The sequence below is a fragment of the Vibrio anguillarum genome, assembly GCF_001989995.2.
GTDB lineage: Bacteria > Pseudomonadota > Gammaproteobacteria > Enterobacterales > Vibrionaceae > Vibrio > Vibrio anguillarum.
Map to the genome: position 1 here is coordinate 49,320 of NZ_JAHGUP010000017.1, position 15,392 is coordinate 64,711.

The 15,392-nt window shown below is 44.6% G+C and carries 14 protein-coding genes and 1 riboswitch; of the genes, 6 read left to right on the forward strand and 8 right to left on the reverse strand.

All coding sequences use genetic code 11. The features are described 5' to 3' along the window. Nucleotides 1-113: 113 nt before the first annotated feature. Complete coding sequence (locus PL85_RS03715) at nt 114-890, reverse strand: MBL fold metallo-hydrolase (protein WP_115339916.1); 777 nt, start codon at nt 888-890, stop codon at nt 114-116. A gap of 165 nt (nt 891-1,055) precedes the next feature. Here PL85_RS03715 and PL85_RS03720 point away from each other — a divergent pair, with 165 nt between their 5' ends. From PL85_RS03720 to PL85_RS03730, 3 genes are all read left to right on the forward strand, one after another. After that, entirely contained in the window at nt 1,056-1,763 is a 708-nt protein-coding gene (locus PL85_RS03720) for a glycerophosphoryl diester phosphodiesterase (protein ID WP_115339797.1), read from the forward strand. Between the two features lie 118 nt (nt 1,764-1,881). Further along, nucleotides 1,882-2,715, forward strand: a complete 834-nt coding sequence (locus tag PL85_RS03725) for a CPBP family intramembrane glutamic endopeptidase (RefSeq protein WP_115339798.1) — start codon at nt 1,882-1,884, stop codon at nt 2,713-2,715. A gap of 189 nt (nt 2,716-2,904) precedes the next feature. Then, nucleotides 2,905-4,416 carry a M28 family metallopeptidase gene (locus PL85_RS03730; protein ID WP_115339799.1) on the forward strand — a complete coding sequence of 504 codons (1,512 nt, stop codon included), beginning with the start codon at nt 2,905-2,907 and terminating at the stop codon, nt 4,414-4,416. 40 nt (nt 4,417-4,456) lie between these two features. Here PL85_RS03730 and maiA read toward each other — a convergent pair whose 3' ends face one another. The 4 genes from maiA to hppD are packed head-to-tail and all read right to left on the reverse strand — an operon-like array spanning nt 4,457 to nt 8,332. Beyond that, a complete protein-coding gene (maiA, locus tag PL85_RS03735; RefSeq protein ID WP_115339800.1) occupies nt 4,457-5,107 on the reverse strand; it encodes a maleylacetoacetate isomerase in 651 nt (216 codons plus the stop codon). Beyond that, nucleotides 5,104-6,117 carry a fumarylacetoacetate hydrolase family protein gene (locus tag PL85_RS03740; protein ID WP_115339801.1) on the reverse strand — a complete coding sequence of 338 codons (1,014 nt, stop codon included), beginning with the start codon at nt 6,115-6,117 and terminating at the stop codon, nt 5,104-5,106. The genes maiA and PL85_RS03740 overlap by 4 nt, the downstream gene beginning before the upstream one ends. Before the next feature lie 18 nt (nt 6,118-6,135). Continuing rightward, a complete protein-coding gene (locus PL85_RS03745) occupies nt 6,136-7,266 on the reverse strand; it encodes a homogentisate 1,2-dioxygenase (RefSeq protein WP_115339802.1) in 1,131 nt (376 codons plus the stop codon). Further along, nucleotides 7,259-8,332 (reverse strand): 4-hydroxyphenylpyruvate dioxygenase, encoded by a 1,074-nt coding sequence (hppD, locus tag PL85_RS03750; protein WP_013856844.1) that lies wholly within the window; start codon nt 8,330-8,332, stop codon nt 7,259-7,261. The genes PL85_RS03745 and hppD overlap by 8 nt, the downstream gene beginning before the upstream one ends. Before the next feature lie 559 nt (nt 8,333-8,891). Between hppD and PL85_RS03755 the strand changes: the two genes are divergently transcribed. Continuing rightward, entirely contained in the window at nt 8,892-9,998 is a 1,107-nt protein-coding gene (locus tag PL85_RS03755) for a M20/M25/M40 family metallo-hydrolase (protein ID WP_115339803.1), read from the forward strand. Between the two features lie 68 nt (nt 9,999-10,066). On the opposite strand, the gene PL85_RS03760 is transcribed toward PL85_RS03755, so the two are convergent. Further along, complete coding sequence (locus tag PL85_RS03760; protein ID WP_115339804.1) at nt 10,067-10,801, reverse strand: chromosome partitioning protein ParA; 735 nt, start codon at nt 10,799-10,801, stop codon at nt 10,067-10,069. 19 nt (nt 10,802-10,820) lie between these two features. Next, a complete protein-coding gene (locus PL85_RS03765) occupies nt 10,821-10,979 on the reverse strand; it encodes a hypothetical protein (RefSeq protein ID WP_010319274.1) in 159 nt (52 codons plus the stop codon). A 358-nt stretch (nt 10,980-11,337) separates the two neighbouring features. Beyond that, nucleotides 11,338-11,431: riboswitch (glycine riboswitch) on the forward strand. 123 nt (nt 11,432-11,554) lie between these two features. Between PL85_RS03765 and PL85_RS03770 the strand changes: the two genes are divergently transcribed. Then, nucleotides 11,555-12,934, forward strand: a complete 1,380-nt coding sequence (locus PL85_RS03770; protein ID WP_115339805.1) for an alanine/glycine:cation symporter family protein — start codon at nt 11,555-11,557, stop codon at nt 12,932-12,934. A 67-nt stretch (nt 12,935-13,001) separates the two neighbouring features. On the opposite strand, the gene PL85_RS03775 is transcribed toward PL85_RS03770, so the two are convergent. Beyond that, the gene (locus PL85_RS03775) at nt 13,002-13,640 is read right to left on the reverse strand and encodes a LysE family translocator (protein WP_115339806.1); all 639 of its coding nucleotides are present in this window, start codon (nt 13,638-13,640) and stop codon (nt 13,002-13,004) included. Between the two features lie 220 nt (nt 13,641-13,860). On the opposite strand from PL85_RS03775, the gene PL85_RS03780 reads away from it, so the two are divergent. Beyond that, nucleotides 13,861-15,342: a carboxypeptidase M32 gene (locus PL85_RS03780; RefSeq protein WP_115339807.1), complete on the forward strand. Its 1,482-nt coding sequence runs from the start codon at nt 13,861-13,863 to the stop codon at nt 15,340-15,342. The last annotated feature ends 50 nt before the right edge of the window (nt 15,343-15,392 follow it).

The window sequence follows — 15,392 nt, forward strand, 5'->3', positions numbered from 1 at the left end:
GATAAAAGCTCTCATTATCATCAAGGATCGCATTCTAACGATTTTTTCCGGTGCAAACAACCACAGTATGCGGCGAACACTCTTTGCTGATGAGTTTTAAAGCCACCTACCCTTTATTTACCTTTGCTGACCCCAAATTGCCAAACAGACTTCATTAAACTTTTGACTTTTATTTTGACCACTCGCCAATGTGTGATGGGTCGTATAGGTGCGGTATTTAGCAGGTGTTGGTAGGTTTTTTCGCTCAAACGCCCCTCTTTGCCGTGTGCAAGAAGCAGTGTTTCTGGGTTGAGCTTGAAGATCCGTTCAAGTGACTGGCGATATTGATTGGGATGGAAAATCGGAAAAGGGGCAATCAACTGCTTTTTCACTTCAACCATTAAATCGGCAACATACACAATGCCTTGTTGTGCATGGTAGACAGACAAATCTCTGTCGGTATGCCCTGGGGTTTCTAAGATTTGCCATTCGTTAAAATGAGGAATAGTGTCGCCATCGTTGAGCTTAATGTCAGGCTTTAAGACACGTGGATACCATAAATTCTGCCGCGGGCGGCCTAGACGATTCGCCATCCAACGCGCAAGCGCAAGATCGGCTAGATGCATACAAAATCCGTCCAAACCACAATACCAATCATGATCTTTATTGGCAGAGATAATTTTACAACCCGTTAATGCACGCAATTGATGAGCCGCCCCAGCGTGATCTGGATGCATGTGAGTTACCACAACGGTATGAAGATGAGAAAAAGGACGGTTCAGTTCATTCTCAATGAAGTGCTGCAACGTAGGAATGTCTGCTCGACTTGCACCGTCTAGCAGTAATAATCGTTCTGGATATTCAGCCAGATACATATTCTGAATATAGCCTTTGATCGTATGTAGCTTCACCGTTATCCCTACTTGACAGATCAGACCTCCTGCCTGATGTTGGATAAGCATAGCATTAGCGAAAGTGATGTCCAAAGCGCGTCGTCTCTCATTTCCATCAATTTGAAGACAAAATAGAAGGCGCGCGCTATGCTGAGCCGGTTTTAATTGTGTGGAGATAACGCTATGAAGCCTATGATTATTGGCCACCGCGGAGTGGCCGGCCATTACCCTGAAAATACGCAAGTGAGTGTGCAAGCCGCTATTGATTTAGGCCTAAAGTGGGTTGAAGTGGATGTGCAACCGACTCAAGATCACATATTGGTTGTTTGCCACGATCACACCATTAATCGTTGCAGTAATGGTAAAGGGCGCATTGATTCTTACACGCTTGAGCAATTACAACAGTTCGATTTTGGCGGTTGGTTTGATCCTCAATTTGCAGGCGAACCCATCATGACATTAGAGACGTTGCTGACACTCGCAAAGCAGCACAGCCTTGGTTTAAACATTGAAGTCAAAGTGGATAAACACGATGTTGCTCAAGTCGCTGCTCAGCTTAAAGCGCAACTGGATCAATGTGGATTACCAAATGAACAGATTGTTCTCTCCAGTTTTAGCCACGCTATCATGCGCGAGCTTTATCAGCATTGTCCGGGTTATAAATTGGCGGTTTTGAGCGAGCGATTAACGCGTAAAGATAAGCAAGTGTTAGCCGAAATTGACGCCTTTGGCTGTAACCTTAACTATCAATGGATCAGTGCAAAGCACATTGCCGAGTTACATCAAGCGGGTTACCAAATTTGGTGCTACACGGTGAATAATCCGAAAAAATTCAAACATCTCAACTCAGTTGACGCCATTTTTAGTGACGATCCACAGTGCTTTTTGTAAGCCTGCAAGCGTTTAGCTGACTGGTAGAATCTCTTTATTGAGAATGATTCTTCATAATGCGCCACTCTTCCACTCTGTCATCACTCAATAATATGGATGATTTCCTAAGGTACTCTCTATGATACTTGACTCATCATTATGGATTTGGATCCCGCTGCTTTTTGCCGTTATCTTCAGTTTTCAAAAGCAGTTACGTCCAGCATTCACCTTGCTAGCACTGTCGTTAGTGGGCGGATGGTTCACAGACCGATTATCGGTAATGGCCCTGCTGTATGTCGCCATTGGATTATGTGGTGCTTATTACATCCCACAACTGAAAGGCCGCTGGAAATGGTTTGCTCATGGTGCGTTGCTATTATGGGCAATTGCACTGCTGCTGCATGCTATTCCTGGTTTTAATAACCCTAAAGTGCTGGATAATGTGGTTGCTGGTGCCAATAGTTCCCCCTTTCGTCTCTACTTGAACCTAGATAAACCTATGGTATTTTTTGCTTTGCTACTCGCTTGGCCGCCACTCCTTGGCAACCATCAAACCATTTGTTGGGCCGCGATCGGTAAAGTGTCGATTCCTCTTTTTGCTTTGCTTTTTGTCGCATGGGCGCTTGGGGCGATTAAGCCCGAGTTATCTTTACCGACTTGGTGGTGGCTCTTTGCTCTCAATAATTTGCTTTTAACCTGTGTGGTGGAAGAAGCATTTTTCCGGGGCTATTTACAAAAAGCCGTTAGTGAAAAATTCGGTCTATGGCTCGGTATTGCGCTCGCTAGTACCCTATTTGGTCTTGCGCATTTTTCTGGCGGCGTGACTTTGGTACTATTTGCCACATTAGCTGGTATTGGCTACGGCGCGATCTATCATCTAAGCGGGCGTTTATGGACGGCTGTACTCTTCCACTTTCTCTTTAATTTTTCCCACCTTATTTTCTTCACTTATCCAGTATGGGTACAGCGTTAAAACCTTTAAGCCAGCTGAAGTTTTCGCTGGCTTTTTTCTTTTTTTCAGTCGATGAAATACCTTATTGATAGTTTAGTGACAACCGTTATGAACAACTGAGTATAAAACGAATTGTTCTCATTATTCCTATTTTTGGCCTAGGGTTTATGGTCAACATCATGTTGATAATAATACTCCAGGGAGGAGAGAATGAACCAGAAACAAACGTTATTGGCGATTGCGCTAGCAGGCTGTTTCAGTACCGCTTATGCAGAAGAAAAGGTGTGGATTTCCATTGGTGGTGACGCGACGCAAACGGCGCTTCGCTCTGGAGCCCAAAGCCTATTACCTGAAAATCTTATCAATCAAACATCAGTATGGGTTGGGCAAGTACCAGTAAGCGAGTTAGCGACGCTTTCACATGAAATGCACGAAAATCATCAGCGATGTGGTGGTTATATGGTCCACCCTTCTGCACAAAGTGCGATGAGTGTCAGCGCAATGCCGCTGAATCTAAACACTTTCAGTGCACCAGAAATAACTCAGCAAACCAGCGTTAATGCTTGGTTGCCATCAGTATCAGCGCAACAAATCACCAGTACCATCACCACCTTAACCCAGTTTAAAAATCGCTTTTATACCACCTCGACTGGTGCTCAAGCATCGAATTGGATTGCAGATCATTGGCGCTCACTCTCTGCGTCACTGCCCGCAAGCAAAGTGGAACAAATCACACATTCAGGCTACAACCAGAAATCGGTAATGCTCACAATTACAGGCTCTGAAAAACCTGACGAATGGGTGGTGATTGGCGGGCATTTAGACTCGACACTTGGCTCTCGAACCAACGAAAGTAGCATTGCGCCGGGTGCGGATGACGATGCATCAGGTATCGCGGGCGTGACAGAAATCATTCGTTTGTTGTCTGAGCAAAATTTTCGTCCTAAACGCAGCATCGCTTTTATGGCTTACGCTGCCGAAGAAGTGGGCCTTCGAGGTTCACAAGACTTAGCCAATCGTTTTAAAGCCGAAGGTAAAAAAGTAATGTCTGTGATGCAGTTAGACATGACTAACTACCAAGGTTCACGCGAAGATATTGTCTTCATAACCGATTATACTGACAGTAATTTTACCCAGTATTTGACACAACTATTGGATGAATATTTACCGTCATTAACCTATGGATTTGATACCTGTGGCTATGCCTGCTCTGATCATGCCTCTTGGCATGCGGTTGGTTACCCAGCTGCGATGCCTTTTGAATCCAAATTTAATGATTACAACCCTAATATTCATAGCCCGCAAGACACTCTGCAAAATTCCGACCCAACAGGATTTCATGCGGTGAAATTTACTAAACTTGGATTGGCTTATGTGGTTGAAATGGGTAACGCCTCAACACCGCCTACACCGAGCAATCAACTGAAAAATGGCGTACCTGTGGACGGTTTATCGGCCAGCAGAAATAGCAAAACCTGGTATCAATTCGAACTGCAGGAAGCGGGCAACTTGAGTATTGTATTGTCAGGGGGAAGCGGCGATGCCGATTTATACGTTAAGTATCAAACTGATGCTGATCTACAGCAATACGACTGCCGTCCTTATCGCAGTGGCAATAATGAAACGTGTCAGTTCTCCAATGCTCAACCGGGCCGCTATTCTATTTTGCTGCATGGATACAACAATTACAGCAATGCAAGTTTAGTGGCAAATGCTCAATAAACAGCGCAAAGAAAAGCCAGCCGCAAGGCTGGCTAATCGATTAACTCTCAGCATCGGGCTGGTTTTCTGGTGCGGCGGCAATAAACGCAGGATGAGCACGAAGCTCAGCAATGATTCGTTTGATGATCGGAAACTGCGCCATATCAAGATTAAAGCGCTCCGCGTTATACACTTGTGGTACTAAACAAACATCCACTAAGCTCAGTTGATCACCAACACAGTACTCCCCTGATACTGTCGCCAATTTCTTTTCCAAAGCATGAAAACCGATAGCTATCCAATGCCGATACCAGTCTCCTTTTTGACTTTCATCCACGGCCAGTTCACGCGTTAAATATTGTAAAACTCGTAGATTGTTCAGTGGATGAATATCAATAGCAATGTCTTGCGCCAGTGCTTTAACCTGATATTTCTCTTTACCTGATAGCGGAACCAAACGTACTTGGGGATATTGGTCATCCAAATATTCGATGATGGTTAACGACTGAGTAATGCAATACCCGTTATCTTCCAGTACCGGAATTAACTCACTCGGGTTGAGAGCGCTAAACTCGGCTGAATGTTGCACTCCGCCCTCCTTAACTAAATGGATAGCAATCGACTGGTAATCGAGCGCCTTGAGGTGAAGTGCGATGCGTACTCGGTAAGCGGCTGAAGAGCGCCAATACCCATATAACTTGAGGCCACTCATGACCCTTTCACCACGCGTTGATCGATTAAACCAAACAAGCTGTTCCCTTTATCATCACGCATTTCTAACGTTATCCTGTCACCAAACTTCATAAATTCGGTGCTTGGTTTACCGTCCCGAATGGTTTCAATCATCCGCACTTCTGCAATGCATGAATAACCGACACCTCCTTCAGCAATCGCACTGCCAAAATCGGTTCCCTGTTTATTAGAAACCGTGCCAGAGCCAATAATAGTGCCCGCGCACAAGGGGCGCGTTTTTGTTGCGTGAGCAATTAACTGTGGGAATTCAAACGTCATGTCCACGCCAGCATTGGGGCAACCAAATGGTTTATTGTTATAGGTTGATAGCAATGGCAGGTTGAGTTTTCCGCCGTCCCAATGGCAGCCTAGTTCATCGGGTGTCACAGCGACAGGAGAGAATGCTGAAGACGGTTTGGATTGAAAAAAACCAAATCCTTTAGCAAGCTCTTGAGGGATCAAACCACGCAGCGATACATCATTTACCAACATCACCAATCGAATCGCTTGCGCCGCTTCACTTGGGGTTGCACCCATTCTGACATCATCGGTGATCACAGCCACTTCGGCTTCAAAATCAATTCCCCATGCTTCATCTTGCATTTGAATATCATCACGCGGTCCAAGAAAAGCATCCGAACCACCTTGATACATTAACGGATCACTCCAGAAGCTTTCAGGGATCTCCGCACCTCGTGCTTTTCGTACTAACTCGACATGGTTAACGTAAGCAGAACCGTCGGCCCATTGATACGCTCTAGGCAGCGGCGAATGACACAAGGTTTGATCAAACAGCATCTCTTGCAGCAATTCGCCTTCATTCAGCGCCGTGTAAATTTTGCTGAGCATCGGTGCGGTTTCCTGCCAACGGTCTAAGGCTTGCTGTAAATGCTCGGCAATCTCAGGCACAGCAACGCATTTTGATAAGTCATGGCTGACCACGACCAATAAACCATCTCTTGTGCCGTTTTTTAGCGTAGCTAACTTCATGATGTCACTTCCTTATTCTTATTCGCTCTTCCAACTGTAGACGTACTGTTGATTTTCAACCTGCTGCGCCGCCTCACTAAAGTGTAATGCATGCCGCGTATCAATCATCACTGCCACTTCATCGGTAAATTTTTTCTTATACTCTTGCCCAGCTTGGAACGCTTTCGGATGTGGGCCATGGGTAAACCCGGCAGGATGAAAAGTGACCATGCCAGCTTCAATATTATCGCGGCTAAAGAAATCACCCGCATGGTAGAAGAGCACTTCATCGTAATCATCATTGTTATGATAAAACGGAACCTTTAAAGCGCCGGGGTCACTCTCAATCGGCCGAGGCACAAAGGTGCAGACCACAAAACCTTGGCCAACAAACGTTGTGTGAGCGGAGGGCGGCAAATGATAGCGATGCGACATCAACGGCCGAATGTCTCGCCAGTTGAGTTTCACCACAGAAAGATCACCGTGCCAACCTACTGCATCCAATGGGTTAAATGGATAAGTAATGACGCTGATTTTCTCATGACGTTTTAAATGAACTTGGGTGGTCTTTTCTGAATACTGCGCTTTAAACTCTGGATTAATCGACGGGACTTGCAAAACCGCAGGATCGAATATGGCGTGGTTCCCTACTAGCCCTTTTTCTGGCAAAGCATACGCCGCATCCGTATTCTCTATCATTAGAATGAACATCGGCTCACTTGGCTCCAGCCGCCAATTGGTTGAGCGCGGGATCAACACATAATCCCCTTGTGAAACGCTCAAGTGTCCGTAATCGCAATAAAAATCAGCGCTTCCTTGATGAATAAAAAGTAACTCATCACCATCGGCGTTACGCACTAAATGATCCATCGCTTGAGCCAGCTTCCATACTCGTACTTTACATTGTGCATTATGCAATAGGTGCGGCACGCTCCACGGTGAACTTTGTTTGGCTTGCTCGATCAAATTAAAATTAAAGGCTCTCGGCCTTAACTCACCTTGCCATTCACTCCACCCAGTCGGTGCATGTTGGTGATGGAAATGGGCCGCAGGGCCAAAAAAGCCACTGCGTCCTGCTTCTCTTTCATAGATGGCCTGTTGCGGGAAGTCGGCATGAGCTTGGTTTGAACATACCCCTTCTCGATGAGGAAATGTGATCCATTTATGCATCGCTGAGTACTCCTCGTCGAATTTGATCTTCTTCAATCGACTCAAATAACGCTTTGAAATTACCTTCCCCGAACCCTTCATTGCCTTTGCGTTGAATGATCTCAAAAAAGACTGGGCCAATGACGGTTTGAGTAAATATTTGCAGCAAAATTCCATCTTTCATCGGTGCACCATCAATCAGGATCCGCAGCGCTTTTAACTGATCAACATCTTCTTGATGCCCTTCAACTCGATCACTGACTTTTTCGTAGTAAGTATCCGGTGTCGGCATGAAATCCATCCCTCGCTCGCGCAGAGTACGTACCGTCTGGTAGATATCATCAGTGGATAAAGCGATGTGTTGGATCCCCTCACCATTGTATTCACGAATAAACTCTTCTATTTGTGATTTATCGTCAGACGATTCATTGATTGGGATGCGAATTTTGCCGCAAGGCGCTGTCATTGCGCGGCTAACTAACCCAGTTAGCTTCCCTTCAATATCAAAATAGCGAATTTCACGGAAGTTACCAATCCGCTCATAAAAGCCAGACCAAATGTCCATGTGGCCTTGTTTGACGTTATGCGTTAAGTGGTCAATTTCGAACAAGCCAACATTGGCGTCGGTCATTCGTTGATTAGCATCGGCATAGAACTTGAAATCCACATCATAAATGCTCTGGCTACCATAACGATCGACAAAATAAAGCAAGCTATCGCCAATTCCATAAATCGCAGGAATGCTCAGTTCCATTGGGCCAATTTGTGTTTTGTATTCTCGCCCGCCATTTGCCTGCACATGCTGCATGGCGACAGATGCATCATGAACGCGAAACGCCATCCCACACACTGAAGGTCCATGCACTTTGGCAAACGCTGCAGCTTGGCTATGGGGTTGAGAGTTAACGATAAAATTGATATCCCCTTGACGATATAACCACGCCTCTTTTGAGCGGTGCTTGGCTATCTCAGCAAAGCCAAGAGAAGTAAACAGCTCTTTTAACTGCGCGATTCCAGCGGGATCAGCCGCGGTGTACTCCACAAATTCAAAACCGTCTGTTCCCAATGGGTTAAATGTTGAGGTCATCTCGCGCTCCTTTTTTGTTAACGTTTGTGTTGAGTATTGCGAACATGGCGTAATTTTCAGCAAAAATGAACCCTATAACGAAAAACGGTTTAGCAGAGAACAAACAGTGTTAATGTAATAAAAATGTTACACAAATCTATTAATGAGCAGTAGGATAGCAAATTAGCGAATTTTACAGAGATAAATTGTTTTTATTTGACTGAATATTAATAACTTTTTCTTAATTGACCACGTTAATCACAAGTCAATCATAACCAGTTGCTCAGTAAGATAAATAGCACGGCGTAACATTTTAGCTACATTTATTAAAAGCCGACGCTACCTCTGGCAAAAAACACACAATCGGGCGAGGTGTTAGGCGCACATGATTTTTATATGTCGAGCTACACGAACAAAACATTAGGCCAACACAGGTGAATCATTAAGTTTAAAACAATAGTCATTAGCTATATATAAGCGAAAAATTCGGTTGTTTTGTCGTGCTTCTTTGATTTATCGCAGAACATCGCGTCATCCACACGCGATATGGTATGGCTTCTGTTTCCTACGAGATAACAAAATGACCATGATAAATGAACAGCGCTTGGTTGAGCACTTTCTGCAACTAATTCAAATTGACAGCGAATCGGGTAACGAAAAACAGATTGCAGAAACGCTGTCTGAACAATTGGGTGAGCTTGGTTTTTCAGTCCAAAAACTGCCCGTACCTGAACATGTTTCCAATGGCTTTAACCTTTATGCTCGCCTAGCAGGACAACTCGATGACAGTGTCGTACTGAGCTGTCACATGGATACCGTCAAACCGGGGATTGGTATCACACCCGTCATTGAAAATGGCGTCATTCGCTCTAACGGTGAAACCATTTTAGGCGGCGATGACAAATCGGGTATTGCGGCCATTATGGAGGCGATCCGAACGATTAAAGCGCAAAAACAACCTCATAAAACCATTGAAATCGCATTCACCGTCCATGAAGAAGGCGGGCTACAAGGCTCCAAACACTTTGATATGTCTCATATTCAATCGGCTAAGGCGATTGTGCTCGACACTGGTGGTCCAATAGGAACCATTGTTAAAGCCGCCCCAGGACAGCAAAAAATCATCGTTAATATCAAAGGCAAACCCGCACACGCAGGCCTTGCTCCTGAAGAAGGTATCAGCGCTATCGCCGTCGCAGCCGATGCGATTACCCAAATGAAATTGCTGCGTATTGATGAGGAAACCACGGCGAATATCGGCCTTGTTCATGGCGGTGGCGCAACGAATATCGTCATGCCTGATCTTAGAATTGTCGCTGAAGCCCGCTCATTGAATGATGATAAGTTGAGCCTACAAGTTGAACATATGGTGTCAACCTTTCAGGCCGCGGCGCACAAGCATGGCGCGCAGGTTGAGATTGAATCTACTCGTGCTTACAACGCCTTTGTATTGGATGAAGAGCATCCGCATATCGCTGCGATCAAAAAGAGCTTTGAATCGGTTGGGATTGCACCAAAAACCAAACGTACTGGTGGAGGCAGTGATGCAAACAACTTTAACGAAAAAGGATTAGTGACCGTCAATTTGTCAACGGGCATGGCGAAAGTTCACACCACCGAAGAGTATATTGCGATCAATGATATGGTGAAGATTGCAGAATTCCTAACAACGTATTTGACCGAATAAGCCTTACGATAAAACAGGCCTCATTTTCGCGAGGCCTGCTAAAGAAACATTGGTGGGATTTGTATAAATTATAAACCTATATTTTCCGTTAACGCTTTGATTTGTTCTAAATCCATGCGGTGAACTTGGATCATCTGATCGATTTGGCTAATTCTTGAATTCGCTTCATCTTGCTTATCACATGCGTCTGATTTTGCATCCCACGACTTACCTTCTAAGTAGACATCACAATCGATTTTGAGCGTTTTTAGCTTAGGTACTAAACTTTCTTTCTCTTTTTGCAGCGCTTCTAGCTCTTGCTTAATTTTCAATTCACGTTGGAACAGTTCGCGTGAACGTTCAAAAATCGTTGCTTGCATATCGGCTTGCCGATTTAATTTAGAATTTTTGTTCTCAACTTGCACTAGTGCATTTTCCTGTGTATTAAGCTTAGCTTGCAGCGCTTTATTTTCTGCCATTAACGCTTGGTATTGGCTCTGTGCTTGATCCAGCTCTTGCTGAAACTGCTTTTGTTGCTCTTCTAATGCTTGTTGAAGTTTATTTGCTACTTCAGCGTCGACACTGGCGACTTTTAATTGCACTTTTTCAGCTAATTGGCTTTTATCTTGGGTGAGCTGTTCATATTTTTCTTCTAGCTGATGGTATGTTTTTTGCCAGTTATTCGTGGTGATACTTGAACCGATTAAGCCACCTAATGCTAACCCCAACACCCCTGCTAACGCGATGTAGACGTAGGTGCGTTTGTCTCGTTCTTCAATCACTACGACATCGTCTTGTGCATCAATGTCCGTCTGTTTGTTCACTCTTTCGCTCCTATCTATCTCAGCGAGTTAATTCAGTAATCACAATTGAGGCAGCATAAATGACAAAAGCAGTGAGTAAAGAAACCACCACCCCTTTTTGCAACTTTTCGTTGGTACGATAACGAATAAAAATAAAAGCAATGGCGATCAATAAAATAATGGTGATGAGTCGTGTCATAAGCCTATCCTCCAACGTAGTGTATATCATTTATAACATGCGATAAGTCAGAAAAAAGTAGAACAATCGACAACAAGCGTAAAGTTTTCACCGCTCATCCTACATTCACGTTCAATAGTGGTTAACAAACCATCAAACGGCAGTAAATTGAGATCAAAAGCACAATTTTTCTTGTCTTGAAAAACGCTTTATGTAACATATCTCGCCTTGATGGTAAGCACACTTACCATCAGTTCCGATGAAGACTGCAGGAGAGTAGCCTTAGTTTATTCAAAGTATGAGTAAACAGGCTCGCCGAAGAAGTAAATCTTTCAGGTGCTAATGCTCTCTCTTATGAGAGCTGGCGAGGACTGTAGTTGGAGGAACCTCTGGAGAGAACCGTTTAATCGGTCGCCGAAGGAGCAAACCCTATTTGGGGTGAAACTCTCAGGCAAAAGGACAGAGGAGTGGAAAGTTACAATCATATATAGGTGTGGTTTCTTAACCACCGGCCTGCTGTGATCTTTTTGTGGGATCTTTTCAGATTACTGCCCTTTCCCTCTTCTCCTTAACTGTCGTTTTATTAAGGGGAACTAATGAACAACCTGCAATCTATTCTTGAATCTATAGACAACTTTGTCTGGGGACCACCACTTTTAATTTTATTGGTCGGTACAGGCATCTATTTTACGTTTCGTCTCGGTCTTATCCAATTTCGACATTTACCTACCGCACTTAAGATGGTGTTTAGTAAAGACAAAGACGCCGCTAAACAAGGCGATGTATCAAGCTTTGCCGCCTTATGTACCGCACTTTCCGCGACGATTGGAACCGGTAATATCGTTGGCGTAGCGACAGCGATTAAGCTCGGTGGGCCAGGCGCGCTATTTTGGATGTGGTTAGCCGCGCTGTTTGGTATGGCGACCAAATACGCTGAATGTTTACTGGCAGTAAAGTATCGTCAAGTGGATGACAAAGGCCAAATGGTTGGTGGCCCGATGTATTACCTGCAATATGGCGTGGGCTCGCGAACTTTGGCGGTTTTATTCGCCCTATTTGCCATCGGCGTCGCTTGTTTCGGCATCGGTACATTCCCACAAGTCAACGCGATTTTAGATGCTACTGAAATCTCTTTTGGTGTGTCACGCGAAATATCAGCAGTGGTTCTAACGCTGTTAGTCGCATTTGTCACGGTCGGTGGTATTCAATCAATTGCAAAAGTAGCAGGGAAAGTGGTACCTGCCATGGCCCTTTTTTACATCCTTGCGTGTTTGAGTGTGATCATCAGCAACAGCGATCAATTACTCACGGCCATCAGTTTAGTTATCACTTCTGCTTTCACTTCCACAGCCGCGACCGGTGGTTTCTTAGGAGCGAGCATCATGCTGGCGATTCAATCAGGGATTGCGCGCGGTGTATTTTCTAATGAATCTGGTCTTGGCAGCGCGCCAATGGCTGCGGCGGCAGCGAAAACTGACTCTTGCGTAAAACAAGGGTTGATTTCAATGACTGGTACTTTCTTTGACACCATCATTATTTGCACCATGACCGGGCTTGCGCTGATTTTAACTGGAGCATGGCAAAGTGATTTTTCTGGTGCCGCCATGACAACCTATGCATTTGCCGTGGGCTTAAATGCGCAAACTTTAGGCCCTATGATGGTCTCTATTGGTTTGATGTTTTTTGCTTTTACGACGATTTTAGGCTGGAACTATTACGGTGAGCGCTGCGTGGTGTTTTTGTTTGGCACCAAAGCAGTGATGCCTTATAAGCTGATTTTTATCGGTTTGGTGGCATCAGGTGCGTTCTTGCACCTTGATATGATTTGGATTATTGCTGATATCGTTAACGGTTTAATGGCTATCCCTAATCTGATCGGATTAATCGCATTACGCCATATTGTGCTTGAAGAGACCAAGCTGTTTTTTGAAAAACAGTCAGCACCTTTTACGCGTGATGCTCAAACCCAACATTAATCGTTTGCCAGCCGATAAGCATGTGGCAGTGCTTATCGGCAACTTTAGGTGACTAAAGAGCAACTTCTTAAGCCGCTTCATCTTCTAGTAGCAATTTCACCCCAAGCGCAACGAGCACAACACCTGTTGTCCCTTCCATCCATTTCATAAACGACGCATTCTTGAGTAAGTTTTTTGCAAAGCTCAATGCGCCCGCTAAACCGCACTGCCAACACATAGCGATAACAAAATGAATGGCAGCCATCAAAAGCGATTGCAACAACGGAGAATATTCTGGGTTAATAAATTGTGGCAAAAATGCGAGATAAAATACCGCCGTTTTAGGGTTCAACACATTGGAAAGAAAACCTTCACGCATTGACCGCTTCAGCGTGAATTCACTGTGTGAAATGGCCGTAACCTGCATACCTTGGCTATTTTTCAGCAACGCTTTTAAGCTGGATAGCCCCAGCCAAATTAAATACGCCGCACCAATCATTTTAACCACATGAAACAGCTCTGCCGATTGTGCCAAAATCGCCGAAATACCGACGGCGGAAAAGGTCGCATGCACAAATAGTCCCATGCAAATACCCAAACTTGTTATGCTGCCGTCAGTGAACCCTGCTCGTGATGTGTTACGAATCACCAGTGCCGTATCTAGCCCTGGAGTTAGCGTTAATATAGTAATTGCGATCAGAAAGGCTTCAACGTTTTGGATATACATACCCGTCCTTGTATAAAAGAAATGTCATCGTTTGCCTTTTTATACCTGAGCTCTTTTATAAAGTCTTTAACAGTTTTCAATGGATAAGAAAATAATGAAATACTCACAGCCTTGTCGGTTTGGGTCACGCTCTTTCACCTTAATTGACTTGGATGGCCTTGGTTAGACACTTAATGGTTGCTACACTAACTCCTCTTTTACGTCACGGAAGGCTAATTCCATGGATGCATTCAATCAATTAGTTCAACACTCTAAGAAAACTTCACATTTCAATCATTTAGCGGCTATTTGTGGCTGGGATCAAGCCGCAGTAATGCCTGCTGGCGGCGCTCAAGCTCGCTCGGAAGCGATGGCGCAATTGTCCGTTCATATTCATAGTTTACATACTCAACCTCAATTGGCTGAATGGTTTGATAAAGCACAAAATGAGCCATTGGACGATGAGCAAAAAGCAACTCTGCGTGAACTCAAACGCCACTGGCAGCAGGCAAACGTACTGCCTGAAGCTTTGGTGCAAGCGAAATCTCTTGCTGGTTCAAAGTGTGAACATGCTTGGCGTACCCAACGCAAAAACAATGATTGGGTCGGTTTTGAGAAAAACTGGGCTGAGGTGGTCACACTCTCACAGCAAGAAGCGCAGATCCGCGCTGATGCTACAGGTTTAACGCCTTATGATGCGATGCTCGATCTTTACGAACCGGGTACAACCACTCAATCATTGGACGCTGTTTTCAGCGATGTTAAAACTTGGCTGCCAACGTTAATCGATCAAGTCATAGAGAAGCAGCGCGCCGAAGAGATCATCATACCGACTGGCCATTACCCTGCTGAAAAGCAAAAGGCGCTAGGCTTAGAAGTCATGAAACTACTTCAGTTTGATTTTAAACACGGTCGCCTTGATGAAAGCGTTCACCCTTTTTGCGGCGGTGTTCCAACCGATGTTCGGATCACCACTCGTTATAATGAGTCGGAGTTTATTCAGTCTCTAATGGGCATTGTCCATGAAACGGGCCACGCACGTTATGAGCAAGGCTTGCCTAAACATCTTGCTGGTACACCAGCAGGAGAAGCGCGTTCGATGGGTATTCATGAATCTCAATCGCTCTTCTTTGAAATGCAGATGGGCCGCAGTGAACCCTTTATTGAGCACTTAGCCACCCTAGCCGCCCGCTATTTTTCAGGTAGTGAAGATAAAGTATTTGCACAAGCGAATTTCCAGAAGATCTACACTCGCGCTGAAAAAGGCTTTATTCGTGTCGATGCCGACGAGCTCACTTATCCAGCGCATGTCATTTTACGTTATGAAATTGAACGTGATTTGATCAATGGTCATATCAAACATACCGATGTGCCTGAGCTATGGGATCACAAAATGCAGGCTTACCTCGGCCTTTCTACCCAAGGAAATGACCAAAACGGCTGTATGCAAGACATCCACTGGACAGATGGCTCTTTCGGTTATTTCCCAAGTTATACACTTGGCGCGATGTATGCTGCGCAGTTTATGGCTGCGATGAAGAAAACGGTGGATGTTGATGCCGCCATTCGCAGTGGTGATTTATCACCAATATTTACTTGGCTTGCCGATAATATTTGGCAAAAAGGTAGCCTATTAACAACCGATGAATTGGTGAAACAAGCGACTGGGGATGTGCTTAACGCTCAATATTTCCAAGACCACCTAAAGAATAGATACCTTTAGCGCCAAACTTAAAAAGCAGCTTAAATCGCTGCTTTTTTTACACTTAGTTA

What these genes read in the sequence shown, in the direction of transcription:
- PL85_RS03720 (WP_115339797.1), top strand. Translation starts at nt 1,056, where the DNA reads ATGAAGCCTATGATTATTGGCCACCGCGGAGTGGCCGGCCATTACCCT.
- PL85_RS03725 (WP_115339798.1), top strand. Translation starts at nt 1,882, where the DNA reads ATGATACTTGACTCATCATTATGGATTTGGATCCCGCTGCTTTTTGCC.
- PL85_RS03730 (WP_115339799.1), top strand. Translation starts at nt 2,905, where the DNA reads ATGAACCAGAAACAAACGTTATTGGCGATTGCGCTAGCAGGCTGTTTC.
- maiA (WP_115339800.1), bottom strand. Translation starts at nt 5,107, where the DNA reads ATGAGTGGCCTCAAGTTATATGGGTATTGGCGCTCTTCAGCCGCTTAC.
- PL85_RS03740 (WP_115339801.1), bottom strand. Translation starts at nt 6,117, where the DNA reads ATGAAGTTAGCTACGCTAAAAAACGGCACAAGAGATGGTTTATTGGTC.
- PL85_RS03745 (WP_115339802.1), bottom strand. Translation starts at nt 7,266, where the DNA reads ATGCATAAATGGATCACATTTCCTCATCGAGAAGGGGTATGTTCAAAC.
- hppD (WP_013856844.1), bottom strand. Translation starts at nt 8,332, where the DNA reads ATGACCTCAACATTTAACCCATTGGGAACAGACGGTTTTGAATTTGTG.
- PL85_RS03755 (WP_115339803.1), top strand. Translation starts at nt 8,892, where the DNA reads ATGACCATGATAAATGAACAGCGCTTGGTTGAGCACTTTCTGCAACTA.
- PL85_RS03765 (WP_010319274.1), bottom strand. Translation starts at nt 10,979, where the DNA reads ATGACACGACTCATCACCATTATTTTATTGATCGCCATTGCTTTTATT.
- PL85_RS03770 (WP_115339805.1), top strand. Translation starts at nt 11,555, where the DNA reads ATGAACAACCTGCAATCTATTCTTGAATCTATAGACAACTTTGTCTGG.
- PL85_RS03775 (WP_115339806.1), bottom strand. Translation starts at nt 13,640, where the DNA reads ATGTATATCCAAAACGTTGAAGCCTTTCTGATCGCAATTACTATATTA.
- PL85_RS03780 (WP_115339807.1), top strand. Translation starts at nt 13,861, where the DNA reads ATGGATGCATTCAATCAATTAGTTCAACACTCTAAGAAAACTTCACAT.